This is a genomic window from Micromonospora sp. NPDC049060, from assembly GCF_040649055.1.
Taxonomy (GTDB): domain Bacteria; phylum Actinomycetota; class Actinomycetes; order Mycobacteriales; family Micromonosporaceae; genus Micromonospora; species Micromonospora reichwaldensis.
The window spans coordinates 23657-39247 of record NZ_JBEZEV010000064.1 but is presented as its reverse complement, the minus strand read 5'-3'; the positions used below and the strand labels follow the sequence as shown (position 1 = coordinate 39247).

Here is a 15591-nt window from a genome sequence, read left to right as displayed (position 1 = left end):
CCGCGCGGGGTGGGCCGAGCGGCCGCCGCCCGGCCGCCCGAAGGCCGGCGCCGACCCGGCCTCCGTGCGCGCCTGGTGGGCCGGGCTCACCCCCGCGCAGCGCCGGTGGCTCGTCGCGCACGAGCCGGGGCTCCTCGGCCGCCTCGACGGGGTGCCGGTGGCCGCCCGCGACCAGGCCAACCGGCTGCTGCTCGGGGCGCGGCGGGAGGAACTGCTGGCCGCGCGGCGACGGCTGCTGGCGCGGGTGCCGCGCGGGCCGGTCGAGCTGGCCGGGCTGTCGCGGATCGGGAAGTCCCTGGCCGGGCTGGACGCGCTGGCCGCCCGCCTGGCGGGCGACGAGCAGCCCCGGGCGTACCTGCTGGGGCTGGGCACGGGCGGCGAGGGACGGGCGGTGGTGGCGCTGGGCAACCCCGACCGGTCGGCCCGGGTGCTGACCTACGTGCCGGGGATGACCGCCGGCCTGCACGACGTGCCCGGCGAGTTGGGTCGCGCGGCCCGGGTGCTGGCCCGCTGCGCCGCCCTCGCCCCCGAGGAGGAGGCCGCCGCGGTGCTCTGGCTGGACTACGACGCCCCCGACTTCCTGCACGAGGCGGCGTGGCCGGGCCAGGCCCAGAACGCCGGCCCGGCGCTGCACCGGTTCCAGGAGGGGCTGCGGGAGACCCACGACGGGCCGCCGGGCCGGCAGACCGTGCTCGGGCACAGCTACGGCTCGCTGGTGGTCGGCACGGCCGCCCGCGACCACGGGCTGGCCGCCGACGCGCTGGTCTTCGTCGGCTCGCCCGGGGTGGGGGTCGCGCACGCGGGCGAGCTGGGCGTGCCGCCCGGGCAGGTCTGGGCGAGCACCGCGCCGGACGACGTGATCCGGTGGGCCCGGCCGCCGGACGAGTTGGCCCGCCGGTCCCTGCTGGGCGCGTCGCCGGTCGGCCCGGCGATCGGGGCGCTGCTCGGCGCGCCGGAGCGGGAGCTGTGGTTCGGGCAGGACCCGTCCCACCCGGGCTTTGGCGGGCGTACGTTCCCCAGCGGCCGGCACGGCCACACGGGCTACTGGGCGCCCGAGAACCCGGCCCTCGACGGGATGGCCCGGGTGGTGCTCGGCCGCTGACCCGCGCAACGCGGCGGGCCCCGCCCACTGGCGGGGGTGGACGGGGCCCGTCGTGGGGCGGTGCGACCTACTCGACCGTGACCGACTTCGCCAGGTTGCGGGGCTGGTCCACGTCGTGCCCCCGGGCGGCGGCGATCTCGGCCGCCAGGACCTGCAACGGCACGGTGGTGACCAGCGGCGCGAGCAACGTCGGCGTACGCGGCACGCGGATCAGGTGGTCGGCGTAACGGACGACCGCCTCGTCGCCCTCCTCCGCGATCACGATGGTCCGGGCGCCGCGCGCGCGTACCTCCTGGATGTTGGAGACCACCTTGTCGTGCAGCATGCCCCGGCCGACCGGGGACGGCACGATGCAGATGACCGGGGTGCCCTTGTCGATGAGCGCGATCGGGCCGTGCTTCAGCTCGCCGGCGGCGAAGCCCTCGGCGTGCATGTACGCCAGCTCCTTGAGCTTGAGCGCGCCCTCCAGGGCCACCGGGTAGCCCACGTGCCGGCCGATGAAGAGCACGGTCGGCTCGGCCTTCAGGTCGCGGGCCAGCTCGCGGACGGGCTCGATCCGCTCCAGCAGCTCGCGCAGCTTGCCCGGCATCTCCTGGAGCTGGGCGACCACGGCGGCCACCTCGTCGGCGAACTTGATGCCGCGCACCTGGGCCAGGTGCAGGCCGATCAGGTAGCAGGCGACGAGCTGGGTGAGGAACGCCTTGGTGGACGCGACGGCGATCTCCGGCCCGCCGTGGGTGTAGAGGACCGCGTCGGACTCCCGGGGGATGGTGGAGCCGTTGGTGTTGCAGATGGCCAGGACGCGGGCCTTCTGCTCCTTCGCGTGCCGCAGCGCCATCAGGGTGTCCATCGTCTCGCCGGACTGCGAGATCACCACGATCAGCGTGGACCGGTCGAGGACCGGGTCGCGGTAGCGGAACTCGCTGGCCAGCTCCACCTCGCACGGGATCCGGGTCCAGTGCTCGATGGCGTACTTGGCGACCAGGCCGGAGTGGTACGCGGTGCCGCAGGCGACGATGAAGATCTTGTCGACGTCGCGCAGGTCCTGGTCGCTGAGGCGGACCTCGTCGAGCATGATCTCGCCGGAGTCGGTGAGCCGGCCGAGCAGCGTGTCCGCGATGGCCTGCGGCTGCTCCTCGATCTCCTTGAGCATGAACCAGTCGTAGCCGCCCTTCTCGGCGGCGGAGGAGTCCCAGTCGATGTGGAAGTCCTTGCCGCTGGCGGGCTCTCCGGCGAAGTCGGTGATCTCGATGGTGTCGCCGGTGATCAGGACGATCTGGTCCTGGCCGAGCTCCACCGCCTCCCGGGTGTGCTCGATGAACGCGGCCACGTCGCTGGCCAGGTAGTTCTCGCCTTCGCCCCGCCCGACGACGAGCGGGGAGTTGCGGCGGGCGCCGACGACCGCGCCGGGCACCGCGGCGTCGACGGCGAGCAGCGTGAACGCGCCCTCCAGCCGCTGGCAGACCACCCGCATGCCGGCGGCGAGCAGCTGCGGCCCGTCGGGGTGGCCGGCGGCGCGCAGGTCGGCCAGCGCGGCGGAGAGCAGGTGCGCGGCGCACTCGGTGTCGGTGTCGCTGGTGAACTGGACGCCGTCGGCCTCCAGCTCGGCGCGCAGCTTGGCGAAGTTCTCGATGATGCCGTTGTGGATCACGGCGACGCGGCCGTCGGGGGCCAGGTGCGGGTGGGCGTTGCGGTCGGTCGGGCCGCCGTGGGTGGCCCAACGGGTGTGCCCGATGCCGGTGGTGCCGTCGCCGATGCCGATCGGGCTGGCCGCGCAGGAGGTGGGATCCTCGGCGGCCCGCTCGGAGAGCACCTTCTCCAGGTTGGCCAGCTTGCCGGCCTTCTTCTCGGTCAGCAGCGCGCCGTCGCAGACGATGGCGACGCCGGCCGAGTCGTAGCCGCGGTATTCCAGCCGCCGCAGTCCGTCGAGCACGATGCCGAGCGCCGGGCGCGCGCCGGCGTAACCAACGATTCCACACATGACCCGCAGCCTAACCTAGTTCCACTCATCGCGCGTGCGCGAAAGCCGGGTAAACGATCACCCAACTTGAGCGATCGGAGGGGAAGCGGCACTCTCCGTGACATAGCTCCGCCGGGCGACGGTCGCGGGCGGTCGGGGCCACCCTCGGCGGGGGTTGAAGCCGCGCCGGGAGTCCGTAGGCTGGCGGGCGTGACGACCGTCGACGTGGATCCGCTGGTGGCCCGGATGCGCCCGTTCGGGACGACCGTCTTCGCCGAGATGTCCGCCCTCGCCGTGCGCACCGGCGCGGTCAACCTCGGCCAGGGCTTCCCCGACACCGACGGGCCGCCGGAGATGCTGGCCGCCGCCGCGGAGGCGCTGCGCACCGGGCAGAACCAGTACCCGCCGGGCCCGGGCGTCCCGGCGTTGCGCGCGGCGGTGGCGGCGCACCAGCGCCGGTTCTGGGGGCTGGAGTACGACCCGGACGGCGAGATCGTGGTGACGGCGGGCGCCACCGAGGCGATCGCGGCGACGATCCTCGGGCTCTGCGAGCCGGGCGACGAGGTCGTCTGCTTCGAGCCCTACTACGACTCGTACGCCGCCTCGATCGCGCTGGCCGGCGCGGTCCGGCGCCCGGTCACGCTGCGCCCCGCCGCCGACGGCCGGTACGCCTTCGACCCCGACGCCCTGCGCGCCGCGTTCGGCCCGCGCACCCGGCTCGTGCTGCTCAACTCCCCGCACAACCCGACCGGCAAGGTGTTCACCCCCGACGAGCTGGCCCTGGTCGCCGAGCTGTGCCGGGAGCACGGCGCGTACGCGGTGACCGACGAGGTGTACGAGCACCTGGTCTTCACCGACGCGTCCACCCCGCACGTCCCGCTGGCCACGCTGCCCGGCATGCGGGAGCGGACGCTGCGCATCTCGTCGGCCGGCAAGACGTTCTCCTGCACGGGCTGGAAGGTCGGCTGGGTGAGCGGGCCGGCGGCGCTGGTCTCGGCGGTGCTGCGGGTGAAGCAGTTCCTGACCTTCGTCAACGCCGCACCGCTCCAGCCGGCGGTCGCGGTGGCGCTGGCCCTGCCGGACGACTACTTCGCCGACTTCCGCGACGGCATGCAGGCCCGCCGCGACCAGCTCGTCGGCGGGCTCACCGACGCCGGGTTCGAGGTGCTCGCGCCGGAGGGCACCTACTTCGTCACCGCCGACGTCAGCGCGTTGGGCGGGCGGGACGGGGTGGAGTTCTGCCGGTCCCTGCCCGAGCGGTGCGGGGTGGTCGCCGTGCCGACGCAGGTCTTCTACGACGATGCCGAGGCCGGTCGGCACCTGATCCGCTTCGCCTTCTGCAAGCGCCCCGAGGTGCTGACCGAGGCCGTCACCCGGCTGCGCCGGCTGTCCACGACCTGACCCTACCGGCGGCCGGCCGCGCTCGACGCCGTCCGCGCCGGGCCGGGTCGGGTCGGGTCGGGTCGGGTCGTACGCCTGAGCGTCAGCCGGCCGCCCGGGTCGGGCCGGTCCCCCGCTCCGGCGACGCCGCCTCGGAGCGGGGCGCCCGGATCCGGGCGAGCGCCGCGCCGCCGTCGGCGAGCAGCACCTGCTCGGCGTCGTCGACGAAGGCCAGGTCGGCCTCGACGTGTCGACTCGCCGCCGAGAGCAGCAGGCCGACCACGGGGTCGTCGGCCCGGCGGCGCAGCCCGTCGAGGTTGCGCAGCTCACGCATCAGGTGACCGCGCTGGTTGCCGAGCACCGTGCGCACCATGGCCGGCTCGCCGGAGCGGGCCGAGGCGGTCACCTTGAGGAAGAAGTCGTCCCGGAACCCGCCGCTGCGCGGGCTGGGCTCGCCGAGCCAGCGCGCCAGCTCGGCCCGGCCCTCCGGGGTGATCTCGTAGACCACCCGGTCGGGCTTGACCGGCTGGGGCTGCCGTTCGGCCACCACCAGGCCGTCGCGGGAGAGCCGGTCGAGGATCTGGTAGAGGTGCCCGATGTTGAGCGGCCCCCACTGCGGGCCGACCGCCTCCTCGAAGGCGCCCTTCAGCTCGTAGCCGTAGCTGGGGCCGCCGGCGAGCAGGGCCAGGACCGCGTGCTGTATCGCCACCGTCTACTCCGATCCGACCCGGGGGGCTGACCGCCGCCGGGCCTTGCATTGTCACAATGTATCGCGCACAGTGTGCTCAGCACACGGGGAGGCGCGACATGCTCGACATCATCTGGAGACAGCTTCGCGGCCGTGCGGGACGGTCGGTGGCGCTGCTGCTCGGCGTACTGGTGGCGACCACCGGGTTCGTCGTGCTGACCGGCGCCACCACCACCTCCCGCCTCGACGTCACGGGCTCCGTCGAGCGGAACACCGAGGCCGCCTACGACATCCTGGTCCGCCCGAAGGGCACACGCACCCCGCTGGAGGCCGAACGCCGGCTGGTCCAGCCCAACTACCTCTCCGGCCTCTTCGGCGGCATCACCACGGCGCAGTACGACCAGGTGAAGGCGGTCACCGGGGTGGACGTCGCCGCCCCCATCGCGATGCTCGGCTACTCCACCGCCCCGGTGCCGACCCCGCTGGACCTGACCGACGCCGTCGACCGCTCGCTCGACCGGCAGGTCATCCGCGTCGACCCCCGGTTCGTCGCCGAGCGCGGCCTCTCCGGCGCCCCGGGCCGCCCCCGCTTCGTGTACGTCACCACCCACCCGCTGATCTACCCCCGCACCGACGTCGCCCAGTCCAGCGACTCCACCCCGTACACCGACGGGCGAAGCTATCCGTGGGCCGCGTGCGGGTGGGCCGCGCCCCGCGAGGTACTGCCCGACGGCCGCACCCAGGCCGTCTGCGACCCCCGCTCCACCCTGGGCAGCCCGGGCGCGTACTCCGAGCGCCAGGAGTGGTCGCTGGTGGCCGTACGGCTGCTCCCGGACGGCCGGTTCGAGGCCGGCGGGGGCGTCCTCGCCGACGGCGGGACGGAATCCTCGTCCACGTCGGACCGGCTGCGGATCGCGGTCAGTCTGACGGTGCCGCTCCTGCTCGCCGCCGTCGACCCGGCCGCCGAGGACCGCCTCGTGGGTCTCGGCGGCGCGCTGGTCGACGGGCGCGCGCTGGGTCAGGACGACACCGTCGCCGTCAAACGGACGGGCGGGACGGAGATGCACTCCGTGCCGGTGCTCGCCACCAGCAGCCCCTTCGTCGACGAGGAACTGCGTGCCAGTTTCACCCGGCTGCCCGCCGCCCGCCCGGCCGGGGTCGGGCTCGCCGAGCTGGAACAGGCCCTGGGGCGGGGTCCCGCCCTCCCCGCCGGGGAGGCTCACCACGACGTCGCCGCTGGCTGGCGTGCCCGGCTCGCCACGGGTCTCTCCCCGGACGGCTGCTGCTTCGGCCAGCTCCAGACGATGGTGCAGGCCGGCCCGACGCGCTACGACCGGCTGCCCGACGGCACGCTGCGGGTCGGCGCCCTTCCCGCGGCCGATCCAGCGGTCTACGGCGACCAGGCCACGTTCAACCCCTACCCGCGTCCCTGGCTGGCCGAGGACACCGGGGCGCGGTCGCTGCGCAGGCTTGCGCTGAAGAAGGCCGTGCCCGGCACCCTGTACCGGAGCTGGCGGGCCGTGGGAGTCTTCGACCCGGCGAAGCTGACCGGCTTCAGCGACGTCGGGCGGGTGCCGCTGGAGACGTACGAGCCGCCGACGGCGCAGGGCGCGGACGCCGCCAGCCGGGACGCCCTGGGCGGCCGTGCGCTGGAGCCGGGCGGCAACCCGGCCGGCCACCTCGCCGCCCCGCCGCTGCTGCTGACCAGCCTCGCCAGCGTGCCGAAGCTGCTGGCGGGTGGCGGCAGTCCGCAGCTCGCCGCCCCGATCAGCGCGATCCGGGTCCGGGTCGCCGACGTGGGCGGCTACAGCGACCGCGCCGCCGAGCAGGTCCGGCTGGTCGCCGAGCGGATCGCCCAGGTCACCGGGCTCGACGTCGACATCACCCTCGGCTCCTCCCCCGCCCCGCAGGCCGTGGAGCTGCCCGCCGGGTCGTTCGGCCGGCCGGCGCTGCGGCTGACCGAGGAGTGGTCGGCGCTCGGGGTCGCCTCGGTGATCACGAAGGCGGTGGACCGCAAGAGCGTCGCGCTGTTCGTACTGGTGCTGGTGGTCTGCGCGCTCTTCCTCGGCAACGCGGTCGCCGCCGCCGTCCGGGACCGCCGGTCCGAGCTGGCGGTGCTCGCCTGCCTGGGCTGGCCCGCCCGGCGGATCGGCGCGCTGATCCTCGGCGAGGTGGCCGCCCTCGGGCTGGCCGCCGGTCTGCTCGCCCTGGCGCTGGCCGTCCCGCTCGGCGCCGCGCTCGGCATCGACGTGGGATGGCGGCGGGCGCTGCTGGCCGTACCGGTGGCACTGCTGCTGGCGCTGGTCGCGGGCCTGACGCCGGCCCTGCGGGCAGCGCGCGCCCACCCGGCCGCCGCGCTGCGCCCGGCGGTGGCGACGGCCCGATGGGTACGCCGGCCGCGCACCCTGGTCGGCCTGGCCCTGGCCAACCTGGCCCGTACGCCCGGCCGCACCCTGCTCGGGGCCGGCGCGCTGGCCATCGGGGTGGCCGCGCTGACCCTGGTCACCGCCGCCGGATACGCGTTCCGGGGCGCCATCGTCGGCAGCCTGCTCGGTGACACGGTGTCGCTGAGCGTGCGGGGCGCGGACACCATGGCCGCCGTCGCGACGGTGCTGCTCGGTGCCGCCGCGGTCGCCGACGTGCTCTACCTGAACATCCGGGACCGGGCCGCCGAGCTGGCCACCCTGCGCGCGGTCGGCTGGAGCGACGCCGCGCTGGGCCGCCTCATCGCCTACGAGGGGCTGGCCCTGGGTCTGCTCGGCGCGGTCACCGGCGCCGGCCTCGGGCTGGCCGGGGCGGCCTGGCTGGTCGGCGCCCTGCCCGGCACGTTGGTCGCGGTCGCCGCGTCGGTGGCGGCGACCGGTGTCCTGGTCACCTCGGTGGCCGCCCTGGTCCCGGCCGCGCTGCTGCGCCGGCTGCCGACCGCCCGACTGCTCGCGGAGGAGTGACGATGGAGACGACGACGGGCAGCACGGTCCGGGTCGCCGGGCTGGTCCGGCGCTTCGGGGCCGGCCCGCAGCAGGTGACGGCGGTCGACGACGTGTCCCTGGAGATCCCGGCGGGGGCGGTGGTGGCGCTGACCGGGCCCAGCGGATCCGGGAAGTCGACGCTGCTGCACATGATCGGCGCGATCGAGCAGGTGGACGCCGGCACGATCACCGTGGACGAGCAGGAGATCACCGCGCTCGGCCGGTCGGCCCTGACCCGGTACCGGCAGCGGGTCGGCTTCGTCTTCCAGCGCTACCACCTGCTGCCCGCGCTCACCGTGCTGGACAACGTGGTCGTGCCGGTGCTGCCCCGCCGGGGGCGGGCCGACCACGCCGCCCGGGCCCGGGAGCTGCTCGACGCGGTCGGCCTGGCCGGGCGGGAGCGGGCCCTGCCGGCCCAGCTCTCCGGCGGCCAGCAGCAGCGGGTCGCGATCGCCCGGGCGCTGATGGGCTCCCCCGGGCTGCTGCTCGCCGACGAGCCGACCGGCAACCTCGACTCGACCACCGGCGGGCAGATCCTCGACCTGCTGCTGGACCTGCGCGACCGGCACGGCATGACGGTCCTGCTCGCCACCCACGAACGGGCGGTGGCCGCCCGGTGCGACCGGCTGATCCGCCTCGGCGACGGGCGGATCGTCGAGGACGTGGACCTCACCGACGGCGAGGACCCGGCGGCCACCTTCCAGCGGGCCGCCGGCCTGCGCCTGTAGGCCGGCCGGGGGCCGACGCGAAAGGTCAGGCGGTCGGGCTGGCGGTGCGGACCTGCTCGGCGATGCGCTCGGCGACGCTTCGGGCGACCTGCTCGGTGGCGGCCTCGACCATGACCCGGACCAGCGGTTCGGTGCCGGACGGGCGCAGCAGCACCCGGCCGGTCTCGCCCAGCTCCGCCTCGGCCCGCTCGACCTCGGCCCGGACGGCGGGTGCGGCCGCGCCGACCGTACGGTCGCCGACGGGGACGTTGATCAGCACCTGCGGCAGCCTGGTCACCACGCCGGCCAGCTCCGCGAGGGACTTGCCGGTGGCGGCCAGCCGGGACATCAGGTGCAGCCCGGTCAGCACGCCGTCGCCCGTGGTCGCGTACGCGGGCATCACGATGTGCCCGCTCTGCTCGCCGCCCAGCGCGAGGCCGGACGCGCGCAGCTCCTCCAGCACGTACCGGTCGCCGACCTTGGTCTCCAGGAGGCGGATGCCCTGCGCGGACATGGCCAGCCGCAGGCCGAGGTTGCTCATCACCGTGGCGACCAGGGTGTCGTCGGTGAGCGTGCCGGCCTCCCGCATGGCGAGCGCGAGGATCGCCATCACCTGGTCGCCGTCGACCTCGTCGCCGTCGGCGGTCACCGCGACGCAGCGGTCGGCGTCGCCGTCGTGCGCGATGCCGAGGTGGGCGCCGTGCTCGACCACCGCGGCCCGCAGGGCGTCGAGGTGGTTGGAGCCGCACTCGTCGTTGATGTTGAGGCCGTCCGGCTCGGCGTAGATGGCGACGACCTCGGCCCCGGCCTCCCGGTACACCACCGGCGCCACCTCGGCAGCCGCGCCGTTGGCGCAGTCGACCACGACCTTGAGCCCGTCGAGGCGGTGCGGCAGGGTGCCGATCAGGTGCTGCACGTAGTGGTCCGCGCCGTCGAGCAGGTCGTGCACCCGGCCGACGCCGGCGCCGACCGGCCGCTCCCAGGCGGTGGTGGCGTTCGCCTCGACGGCCGCCTCGATCCGCATCTCGATCTCGTCCGGCAGCTTGTGCCCGCCGGCGGCGAAGAGCTTGATCCCGTTGTCGGGCATCGGGTTGTGCGAGGCGGAGAGCATCACGCCGAGGTCGGCCTTGGCCTCGGCGGTGAGGAACGCCACGGCCGGGGTGGGCAGCACGCCCACCCGGACCACGTTGGCGCCGGCGCTGGTGAGCCCGGCGACCACGGCGGCCTCCAGCATCTCGCCGCTGGCCCGGGTGTCCCGCCCGACCACGGCCAGCGGGGGATGGCTCCGGTCCGACTCGGCGAGCGTGTGGGCGGCGGCGACCGCCACCGCCAGCGCCAACTCAGGCGTGAGATCCGCGTTCGCCCGCCCGCGTACGCCGTCCGTGCCGAACAACCGGCCCATACCCGCCAACCTCCGATGAAACGGTCCAGGAAAGGCGAACGGCCGGGCCACCTCCCGTCGAGGGGAGGTGAACCCGGCCGTCCGTCAGAAGTACAACGCGCCGCTGATGATCAGCGCTTCGAGTACTGGGGAGCCTTACGGGCCTTCTTGAGGCCGTACTTCTTGCTTTCCTTGACCCGGGCGTCCCGGGTGAGGAAGCCGGCCTTCTTCAGCGCCGGACGGTCGTCCGGCTCGCTGACGATCAGGGCCCGGGCGATGGCCAGGCGCAGCGCGCCGGCCTGACCGGTGGTGCCGCCGCCACGCAGGTTGGCGATGACGTCGAAGGCCTCCGGCTTCTCGGCGGTGACCAGCGGGTCCTTGATCAGCTGCTGGTGCACCTTGCTCGGGAAGTAGGCCTCAAGGTCACGGCCGTTGCACGTGATCTTGCCGCTGCCGGGGACGATGCGCACCCGGACGATGGCCTCCTTGCGCCGACCCACGGTCTGGATCGGGCGGTCACCACGCGGCGCGCGGGCGACGGGCGCCGGCGCCTCGGTGGCCTCCTCGGGGGCAACCTCGGTCTCGGTGATGTCGGTCATGCTGTTTCCTTCGCCCGCGCTCACTGCGCGATCTGCTTGATCTCGAACGGCACCGGCTGCTGCGCGCCGTGCGGGTGCTCGGCACCGGCGTAGACCTTCAGCTTCTTGATGAGCTGACGGCCGAGCTTGTTGTGCGGGAGCATGCCCTTGACGGCCAGCTCGATGGCCCGCTCGGGACGCTTGGTCAGCAGCTCGTCGTAGCCGACCTGCTTCAGACCACCCGGGTAGCCGGAGTGGCGGTAGGCGACCTTGGTGTGACGCTTGTTGCCGGTCAGCGCGACCTTGCCCGCGTTCACGATGACGACGAAGTCGCCCGTGTCGACGTGCGGCGCGAAAGTCGGCTTGTGCTTGCCGCGCAGCAGCGTGGCGGCGTGGGTGGCCAGGCGGCCCAGCACGACATCAGAGGCGTCGATGACGTGCCACTGACGCTCGATCTCACCCGGCTTCGGGCTGTACGTACGCACAGGTATACCTTGTCTCGTCGTCGGTCTGGGGTCGCGCGCCGAGGTTACCGGGCGCGCACGAACGACCAAGCGTACCTTAGGCGGCACGCCTCTGGATGTCGTACAACAGCAGGCAACGATACCCGCCGCCCCGTCGGCAGGTCAAAACGGGGTACCGCCCCCGCCTGGCCCCCCGAGGATACATGGCGGGGGTCACACGCCGGTCAGCCGGCGGGGGCCCGGCCGCAGGTACACCAGCCAGGTCACCCCGAAACAGAGCGCGTACGCGACGATGAAGGCGACGTACGCCGCGTCCGCGCTGCCCCCGGTCAGGAACGACTGCCGGAAGGCGATGTTCACCAGCACCCCGCCGGAGGCCCCGACCGCCCCGGCGATGCCGATCACCGAGCCGGTCATCCGCCCGGCCCGGCGCTGCGCCGCGACCGCCTCCCGCCGACCGGCGTCCACCTCCGCCGTCGCCCGGGCCCGGAAGATCGCCGGGATCATCTTGTAGGTCGAGCCGTTGCCGATCCCGGAGAAGACGAAGAGCGACAGGAAGCCGAGCAGATAGAGCCCGAACGACCGCTCCCGGGCGGCGTGGAGCACCAACGAGGCGCCGGCCGCCATCGCGACGAAGTTCCAGAAGGTCACCCGGGCCCCGCCGAGGCGGTCGGCGAGGTGCCCGCCGACCGGCCGGACCAGCGAGCCGACCAGCGGGCCGAGGAAGGTGAGCCAGGCGGCGTCGACCGGGGTCGGGAAGCGCTCGGCGAACTGGAGCTGGAGCACCTGGCCGAAGGCGAAGCAGAAGCCGATGAACGAGCCGAAGGTGCCGACGTAGAGCAGCGACATGATCCAGGTGTGCGGGTCGCGGGCCGCCTCGCGCAGCGCACCGGGTTCGTTGCGCGCCCCGGAGATGTCGTCCAACCCGCGCGCCGCGGCGAGCGCGGCCAGCACGATCAGCGGCAGGTAGACCGCCGGCACCAGGCGGGGGTACGCGGCCCCCGCCGTCGCCAGCACCGCCAGGCCGACCAGCTGCACCGCCGGCACGCCGAGGTTGCCGCCGCCGGCGTTGAGCCCGAGCGCCCGGCCCTTGAGCCGGGACGGATAGAACAGGTTGATGTTCGCCATCGAGGAGGCGAAGTTGCCCCCGCCGACGCCGGTCAGGCAGGCCAGCACCATCAGGGTGGAGTAGGAGACGCCGGGCTCCAGCAGCACCGTCATCGGCACGGCCGGGACGAGCAGCAGCAGTGCGCTGACGATCGTCCAGGTCCGCCCGCCGAAGCGCGCCACGGCCAGCGTGTAGGGCAGCCGCAGCGCCGCCCCCAGCGCCGCCGGCACGGCGGTGAGCAGGAACTTCCCCGCCGGGTCGATGCCGTACTCGGGGCCGAGAAAGAGCACCGTCACCGACCAGAGGCTCCACACGGAGAAGCCCACGTGCTCGGCGAAGATGGAGACCCAGAGGTTGCGGCGGGCGACCGGCGCCCCGGTCGTACGCCAGAATTCGGGGTCCTCGGGCCGCCAGTCGTCGATGCGGTGCCGGCGGCCGACGGCCGGCGCAACGGCCTCGGCCGGGGGTGTGGTGGGGGCCAGTGTGCTCACGGCGACTCCTCCTCGTCGGGTGCGACCTGGAGGAACGCTAGGAATCGGGCGTTACCCGACGGTGCCCGTCGCGGGTCGGGCGGGAAACGGAGACCGCACCGGGGGCGGATGCCGCCGGTGAGATGTCAGAGTTCCTGGAGGATGCGCAGCGCCCGGCCGACCCTGAGCATGGTCCCGGTGTCGGCGACGTCCACGCACTCGGTGAACCACTTCTTCATCGGCGAGGAGATCCGGTCGGGCATCACCACGTACGTGCCCATCGGCACCGCCAGGGGCGAGTCGCGCAGCAGCGCCTCCTCGACCACCTCCACCACGATCACGATCGGCACGTCGGTGGAGTTGTAGACGTCGGAGCTGATCACCAGTCCGAGCCGTTCCCGGGCGCCGTCGATGCGCCAGACCTCGCCCCTACGCAGCACGCGGGCGCCCGCCGAAGAGCGCGTCGTCGACCATGCCCACCTCGCGGGCGTCGGCGAGGGCGGCGGCTTCGAGGTCGAGCCCGGCCCGGCCGACGGCGGCGGCGTGCGCGGTGAAGACCTCGCGCAGCGCCTTCTCCCGGGCCGCCTGGTCCATCCACGCCGACAGGGAGAGCCCCTCGCGCTTGGCGAACCGCCGGGCCTCCTCGATCGTCTCGTCCGAGAACGACAGGGTCACCTTGGCAGTCATGCCGTGGAGACTACCCATCGGTATGACCGGCAGTCATCCCGACGGCCCCGACTATTCGCGACGGCCGCCGAACACGGCAAACCGCCACCTGCCGCATAGACGCAATATCCGATTACGCTTGCGGTTGTTGCACTTGGAGGAGACGATGTCCGAAGCGTTCGGACAACGCCACGCACCGTCAGCCACACCGTGAGGGAGGGACGCCCGTGAGCCCGACCGCCATGACGACGACATCCGTCATGCCCAGCGAGGGGGTCGAGCGTGGGCAGGTTGCCGCGGTCGACGATTTCCTCAAGCGACAGCCGGACGGGGTGCCCGCATCGCGAACACGCCTCGTCTCGCCGACTGGCGAGGAGGTCGAAGTCCCTGCCCGACTGCTCGACGTCCTGCGGCACGCATCGGCGCTGCTGGCCCGTGGTGACGGGGTCGCCGTCAGCGCCGTTGCCCGGGAGTTGTCGACGACCGAGGCGGCCAGCCTCCTCGGCATGTCCCGTCCCACGCTGGTCCGCCTCTTGGACACCGCTGCGATCCCCTCCCACCGGGTCGGCAGCCATCGGCGGTTGTTCCTCTCCGACGTTCTGGCGTTCCGGCAGCGTCAGATGCAGGAGCGCCGGAAGTCGTACGAGGCCCTGATGCTGGAATCCGACGCGCTCGGGCTCAACGTCGACGAATAACGCGGTCACCTCCGAGGCGCTGGGTACGGTGTCCGCTGTGACGCTCGGCGCCCCCTTGGTGTTCCTGGACGCCAATGTTCTGTACTCGAGGACCCTGCGCGACTGGATCAGCCTGCTGTCGCTGGAGAGCGACTGCCTCGTCTACGACCTGCGCTACAGCGAGGACGTGCTCGCGGAGCGGATGTACCGCATGCGGCGCAAGCGGCCGGACCTTTCGGAGCAGGCGATCGGAGGGCAGCGGCGGCGCTTCGTCGAGGCGTTCCCGTACGGTCTGGTCATCGGCTACCTTCCGCAGTCGGTGCCGTGCCCACCGGACCCCGACGATCGCCACGTCCTGGCGGCTGCGATCCACGGGGCCGCCGACTTCCTGGTGACCAACGACCGGCAGGGCCACAGAGCCTTCCCGACTGAGTGCGTCCAGGGCCGCCTCGAGGTCCACACCGCCGACGAGTTCCTCAACTGGGTCGCCGACAGGTCGATGGGGCTGGTCCGGCACGTCGCGACGAAGCAGGTCTCCTACTACCGACGCAGCCTGGTCACGGAGGACCGTGATGAGGTGGATCTGATCGCCTACCTGCGCAAGGCGGGGGCCTACCGCTTCGCCCAACGCCTCGAAGGCCACCTCGACGGATAGGCCGACCACCGACAGCGCCACGTCGGTTCAACCCGGCGTCTGTCCGTCGCTCACCCGCGACGGCCGCCGAACACGGCGAACCGCCACTGCTTGAAGAAGCAGTCGACGTCGACCAGGCCGGCCTCGGCCAGCCAGCGGCACTGCGCGGCGACCGGCGCCGGCCGGTCGTACGCCATCCGGCCCTCGGCGGCGGCGATCTCGTCGGCGTGGGAGCCCAGCGCCGCGACCTGCCCCAGCCACACCTCGTGGTACCGCCGGTCGAGCGCGGGGGTGGGGCCGGCGACCTGTTCGGCGTTGACGAAGACGCCGCCGGGGACCAACGCCGCCGGCACCCGCCGGTAGAGCTCGCGCTTGCCCGCGTCGTCGAGGTGGTGGATGGCCAGCGCGCTGACCACGGCGTCGTAGCGGCCGGCGGGCAACTCCCCCGCCAGGTCGGCCCGGACCGTCCGGTGCGCGACGCCGCGGGACCGCAGGTGGTCGGCGGCGACGGCGAGCATGGCCGGCGCGGCGTCGACCAGGGTCAGCCGGACCCCCGGCACCGCCGCCGCGAGCAGCAGCGACAGCAGCCCGGTGCCCGCGCCAAGGTCCAGCACCTCCGGGGTACGCCCCGAGGCGAGCGCGGCCCGCAGCGGCGGCGCGGCCACCTCGACGGCGGTGCCGTAGAAGGCGTCGAAGCAGGGCACCAGGCGCCGTCGGGCCTCGTCGTAGCTGCCCGCCACCGCGTCGAAGGCCTCGGCCACGTTCATCGCGCCTCCCAAATGCCAGGATTGTTGTCCCATATTGTAAACG

15 protein-coding genes are annotated in these 15591 nt (G+C 73.8%); 6 read left to right on the top strand and 9 right to left on the bottom strand.

Annotation, left to right across the window (positions count from 1 at the left end; translation table 11 throughout):
* A partial coding sequence (locus AB0B83_RS21415) for an alpha/beta hydrolase (RefSeq protein WP_357579641.1) occupies positions 1-1102 on the top strand: 1102 nt, incomplete at its 5' end.
* Positions 1103-1169: 67 nt separating this feature from the next.
* Here AB0B83_RS21415 and glmS read toward each other — a convergent pair.
* A complete protein-coding gene (gene glmS / locus AB0B83_RS21410; RefSeq protein ID WP_357579640.1) occupies positions 1170-3083 on the bottom strand; it encodes a glutamine--fructose-6-phosphate transaminase (isomerizing) in 1914 nt (637 codons plus the stop codon).
* 189 nt (positions 3084-3272) lie between these two features.
* Between glmS and AB0B83_RS21405 the strand changes: the two genes are divergently transcribed.
* Positions 3273-4463 (top strand): pyridoxal phosphate-dependent aminotransferase, encoded by a 1191-nt coding sequence (locus AB0B83_RS21405; RefSeq protein ID WP_357579639.1) that lies wholly within the window; start codon positions 3273-3275, stop codon positions 4461-4463.
* Positions 4464-4545: 82 nt separating this feature from the next.
* Here the strand turns inward: AB0B83_RS21405 and AB0B83_RS21400 are convergent, their stop codons facing one another.
* The gene (locus AB0B83_RS21400; RefSeq protein ID WP_357579638.1) at positions 4546-5151 is read right to left on the bottom strand and encodes a PadR family transcriptional regulator; all 606 of its coding nucleotides are present in this window, start codon (positions 5149-5151) and stop codon (positions 4546-4548) included.
* A gap of 98 nt (positions 5152-5249) precedes the next feature.
* Here AB0B83_RS21400 and AB0B83_RS21395 point away from each other — a divergent pair, with 98 nt between their 5' ends.
* Both AB0B83_RS21395 and AB0B83_RS21390 read left to right on the top strand, forming a co-directional pair.
* Positions 5250-8078: an FtsX-like permease family protein gene (locus AB0B83_RS21395; RefSeq protein ID WP_357579637.1), complete on the top strand. Its 2829-nt coding sequence runs from the start codon at positions 5250-5252 to the stop codon at positions 8076-8078.
* A 2-nt stretch (positions 8079-8080) separates the two neighbouring features.
* Positions 8081-8827, top strand: coding sequence for an ABC transporter ATP-binding protein (locus AB0B83_RS21390; protein WP_357579636.1), 747 nt, complete (start codon positions 8081-8083; stop codon positions 8825-8827).
* 25 nt (positions 8828-8852) lie between these two features.
* Here AB0B83_RS21390 and glmM read toward each other — a convergent pair whose 3' ends face one another.
* From glmM to AB0B83_RS21360, 6 genes are all read right to left on the bottom strand, one after another.
* Positions 8853-10208: a phosphoglucosamine mutase gene (glmM, locus tag AB0B83_RS21385; protein WP_357579635.1), complete on the bottom strand. Its 1356-nt coding sequence runs from the start codon at positions 10206-10208 to the stop codon at positions 8853-8855.
* A 110-nt stretch (positions 10209-10318) separates the two neighbouring features.
* Positions 10319-10786 (bottom strand): 30S ribosomal protein S9, encoded by a 468-nt coding sequence (gene rpsI / locus AB0B83_RS21380; protein WP_121399850.1) that lies wholly within the window; start codon positions 10784-10786, stop codon positions 10319-10321.
* Positions 10787-10806: 20 nt separating this feature from the next.
* Positions 10807-11250, bottom strand: coding sequence for a 50S ribosomal protein L13 (rplM, locus tag AB0B83_RS21375; protein WP_088998398.1), 444 nt, complete (start codon positions 11248-11250; stop codon positions 10807-10809).
* A 192-nt stretch (positions 11251-11442) separates the two neighbouring features.
* Positions 11443-12819: a nitrate/nitrite transporter gene (locus AB0B83_RS21370; RefSeq protein ID WP_357579644.1), complete on the bottom strand. Its 1377-nt coding sequence runs from the start codon at positions 12817-12819 to the stop codon at positions 11443-11445.
* A gap of 134 nt (positions 12820-12953) precedes the next feature.
* Positions 12954-13247: a hypothetical protein gene (locus tag AB0B83_RS21365; protein WP_357579634.1), complete on the bottom strand. Its 294-nt coding sequence runs from the start codon at positions 13245-13247 to the stop codon at positions 12954-12956.
* Entirely contained in the window at positions 13237-13494 is a 258-nt protein-coding gene (locus AB0B83_RS21360; protein WP_132230932.1) for a DUF6364 family protein, read from the bottom strand. Before AB0B83_RS21360 ends, AB0B83_RS21365 begins: the two co-directional genes overlap by 11 nt.
* Positions 13495-13700: 206 nt before the next feature.
* Between AB0B83_RS21360 and AB0B83_RS21355 the strand changes: the two genes are divergently transcribed.
* Both AB0B83_RS21355 and AB0B83_RS21350 read left to right on the top strand, forming a co-directional pair.
* Positions 13701-14168, top strand: a complete 468-nt coding sequence (locus AB0B83_RS21355; protein WP_357579633.1) for a helix-turn-helix domain-containing protein — start codon at positions 13701-13703, stop codon at positions 14166-14168.
* A 37-nt stretch (positions 14169-14205) separates the two neighbouring features.
* Positions 14206-14802, top strand: a complete 597-nt coding sequence (locus tag AB0B83_RS21350) for a PIN domain-containing protein (RefSeq protein WP_357579632.1) — start codon at positions 14206-14208, stop codon at positions 14800-14802.
* A 50-nt stretch (positions 14803-14852) separates the two neighbouring features.
* On the opposite strand, the gene AB0B83_RS21345 is transcribed toward AB0B83_RS21350, so the two are convergent.
* The gene (locus tag AB0B83_RS21345; RefSeq protein WP_357579631.1) at positions 14853-15548 is read right to left on the bottom strand and encodes a methyltransferase domain-containing protein; all 696 of its coding nucleotides are present in this window, start codon (positions 15546-15548) and stop codon (positions 14853-14855) included.
* Positions 15549-15591 lie beyond the last annotated feature (43 nt).

What these genes read in the sequence shown, in the direction of transcription:
- glmS (WP_357579640.1), bottom strand. Translation starts at nt 3,083, where the DNA reads ATGTGTGGAATCGTTGGTTACGCCGGCGCGCGCCCGGCGCTCGGCATC.
- AB0B83_RS21395 (WP_357579637.1), top strand. Translation starts at nt 5,250, where the DNA reads ATGCTCGACATCATCTGGAGACAGCTTCGCGGCCGTGCGGGACGGTCG.
- AB0B83_RS21390 (WP_357579636.1), top strand. Translation starts at nt 8,081, where the DNA reads ATGGAGACGACGACGGGCAGCACGGTCCGGGTCGCCGGGCTGGTCCGG.
- glmM (WP_357579635.1), bottom strand. Translation starts at nt 10,208, where the DNA reads ATGGGCCGGTTGTTCGGCACGGACGGCGTACGCGGGCGGGCGAACGCG.
- rpsI (WP_121399850.1), bottom strand. Translation starts at nt 10,786, where the DNA reads ATGACCGACATCACCGAGACCGAGGTTGCCCCCGAGGAGGCCACCGAG.
- AB0B83_RS21360 (WP_132230932.1), bottom strand. Translation starts at nt 13,494, where the DNA reads ATGACTGCCAAGGTGACCCTGTCGTTCTCGGACGAGACGATCGAGGAG.
- AB0B83_RS21345 (WP_357579631.1), bottom strand. Translation starts at nt 15,548, where the DNA reads ATGAACGTGGCCGAGGCCTTCGACGCGGTGGCGGGCAGCTACGACGAG.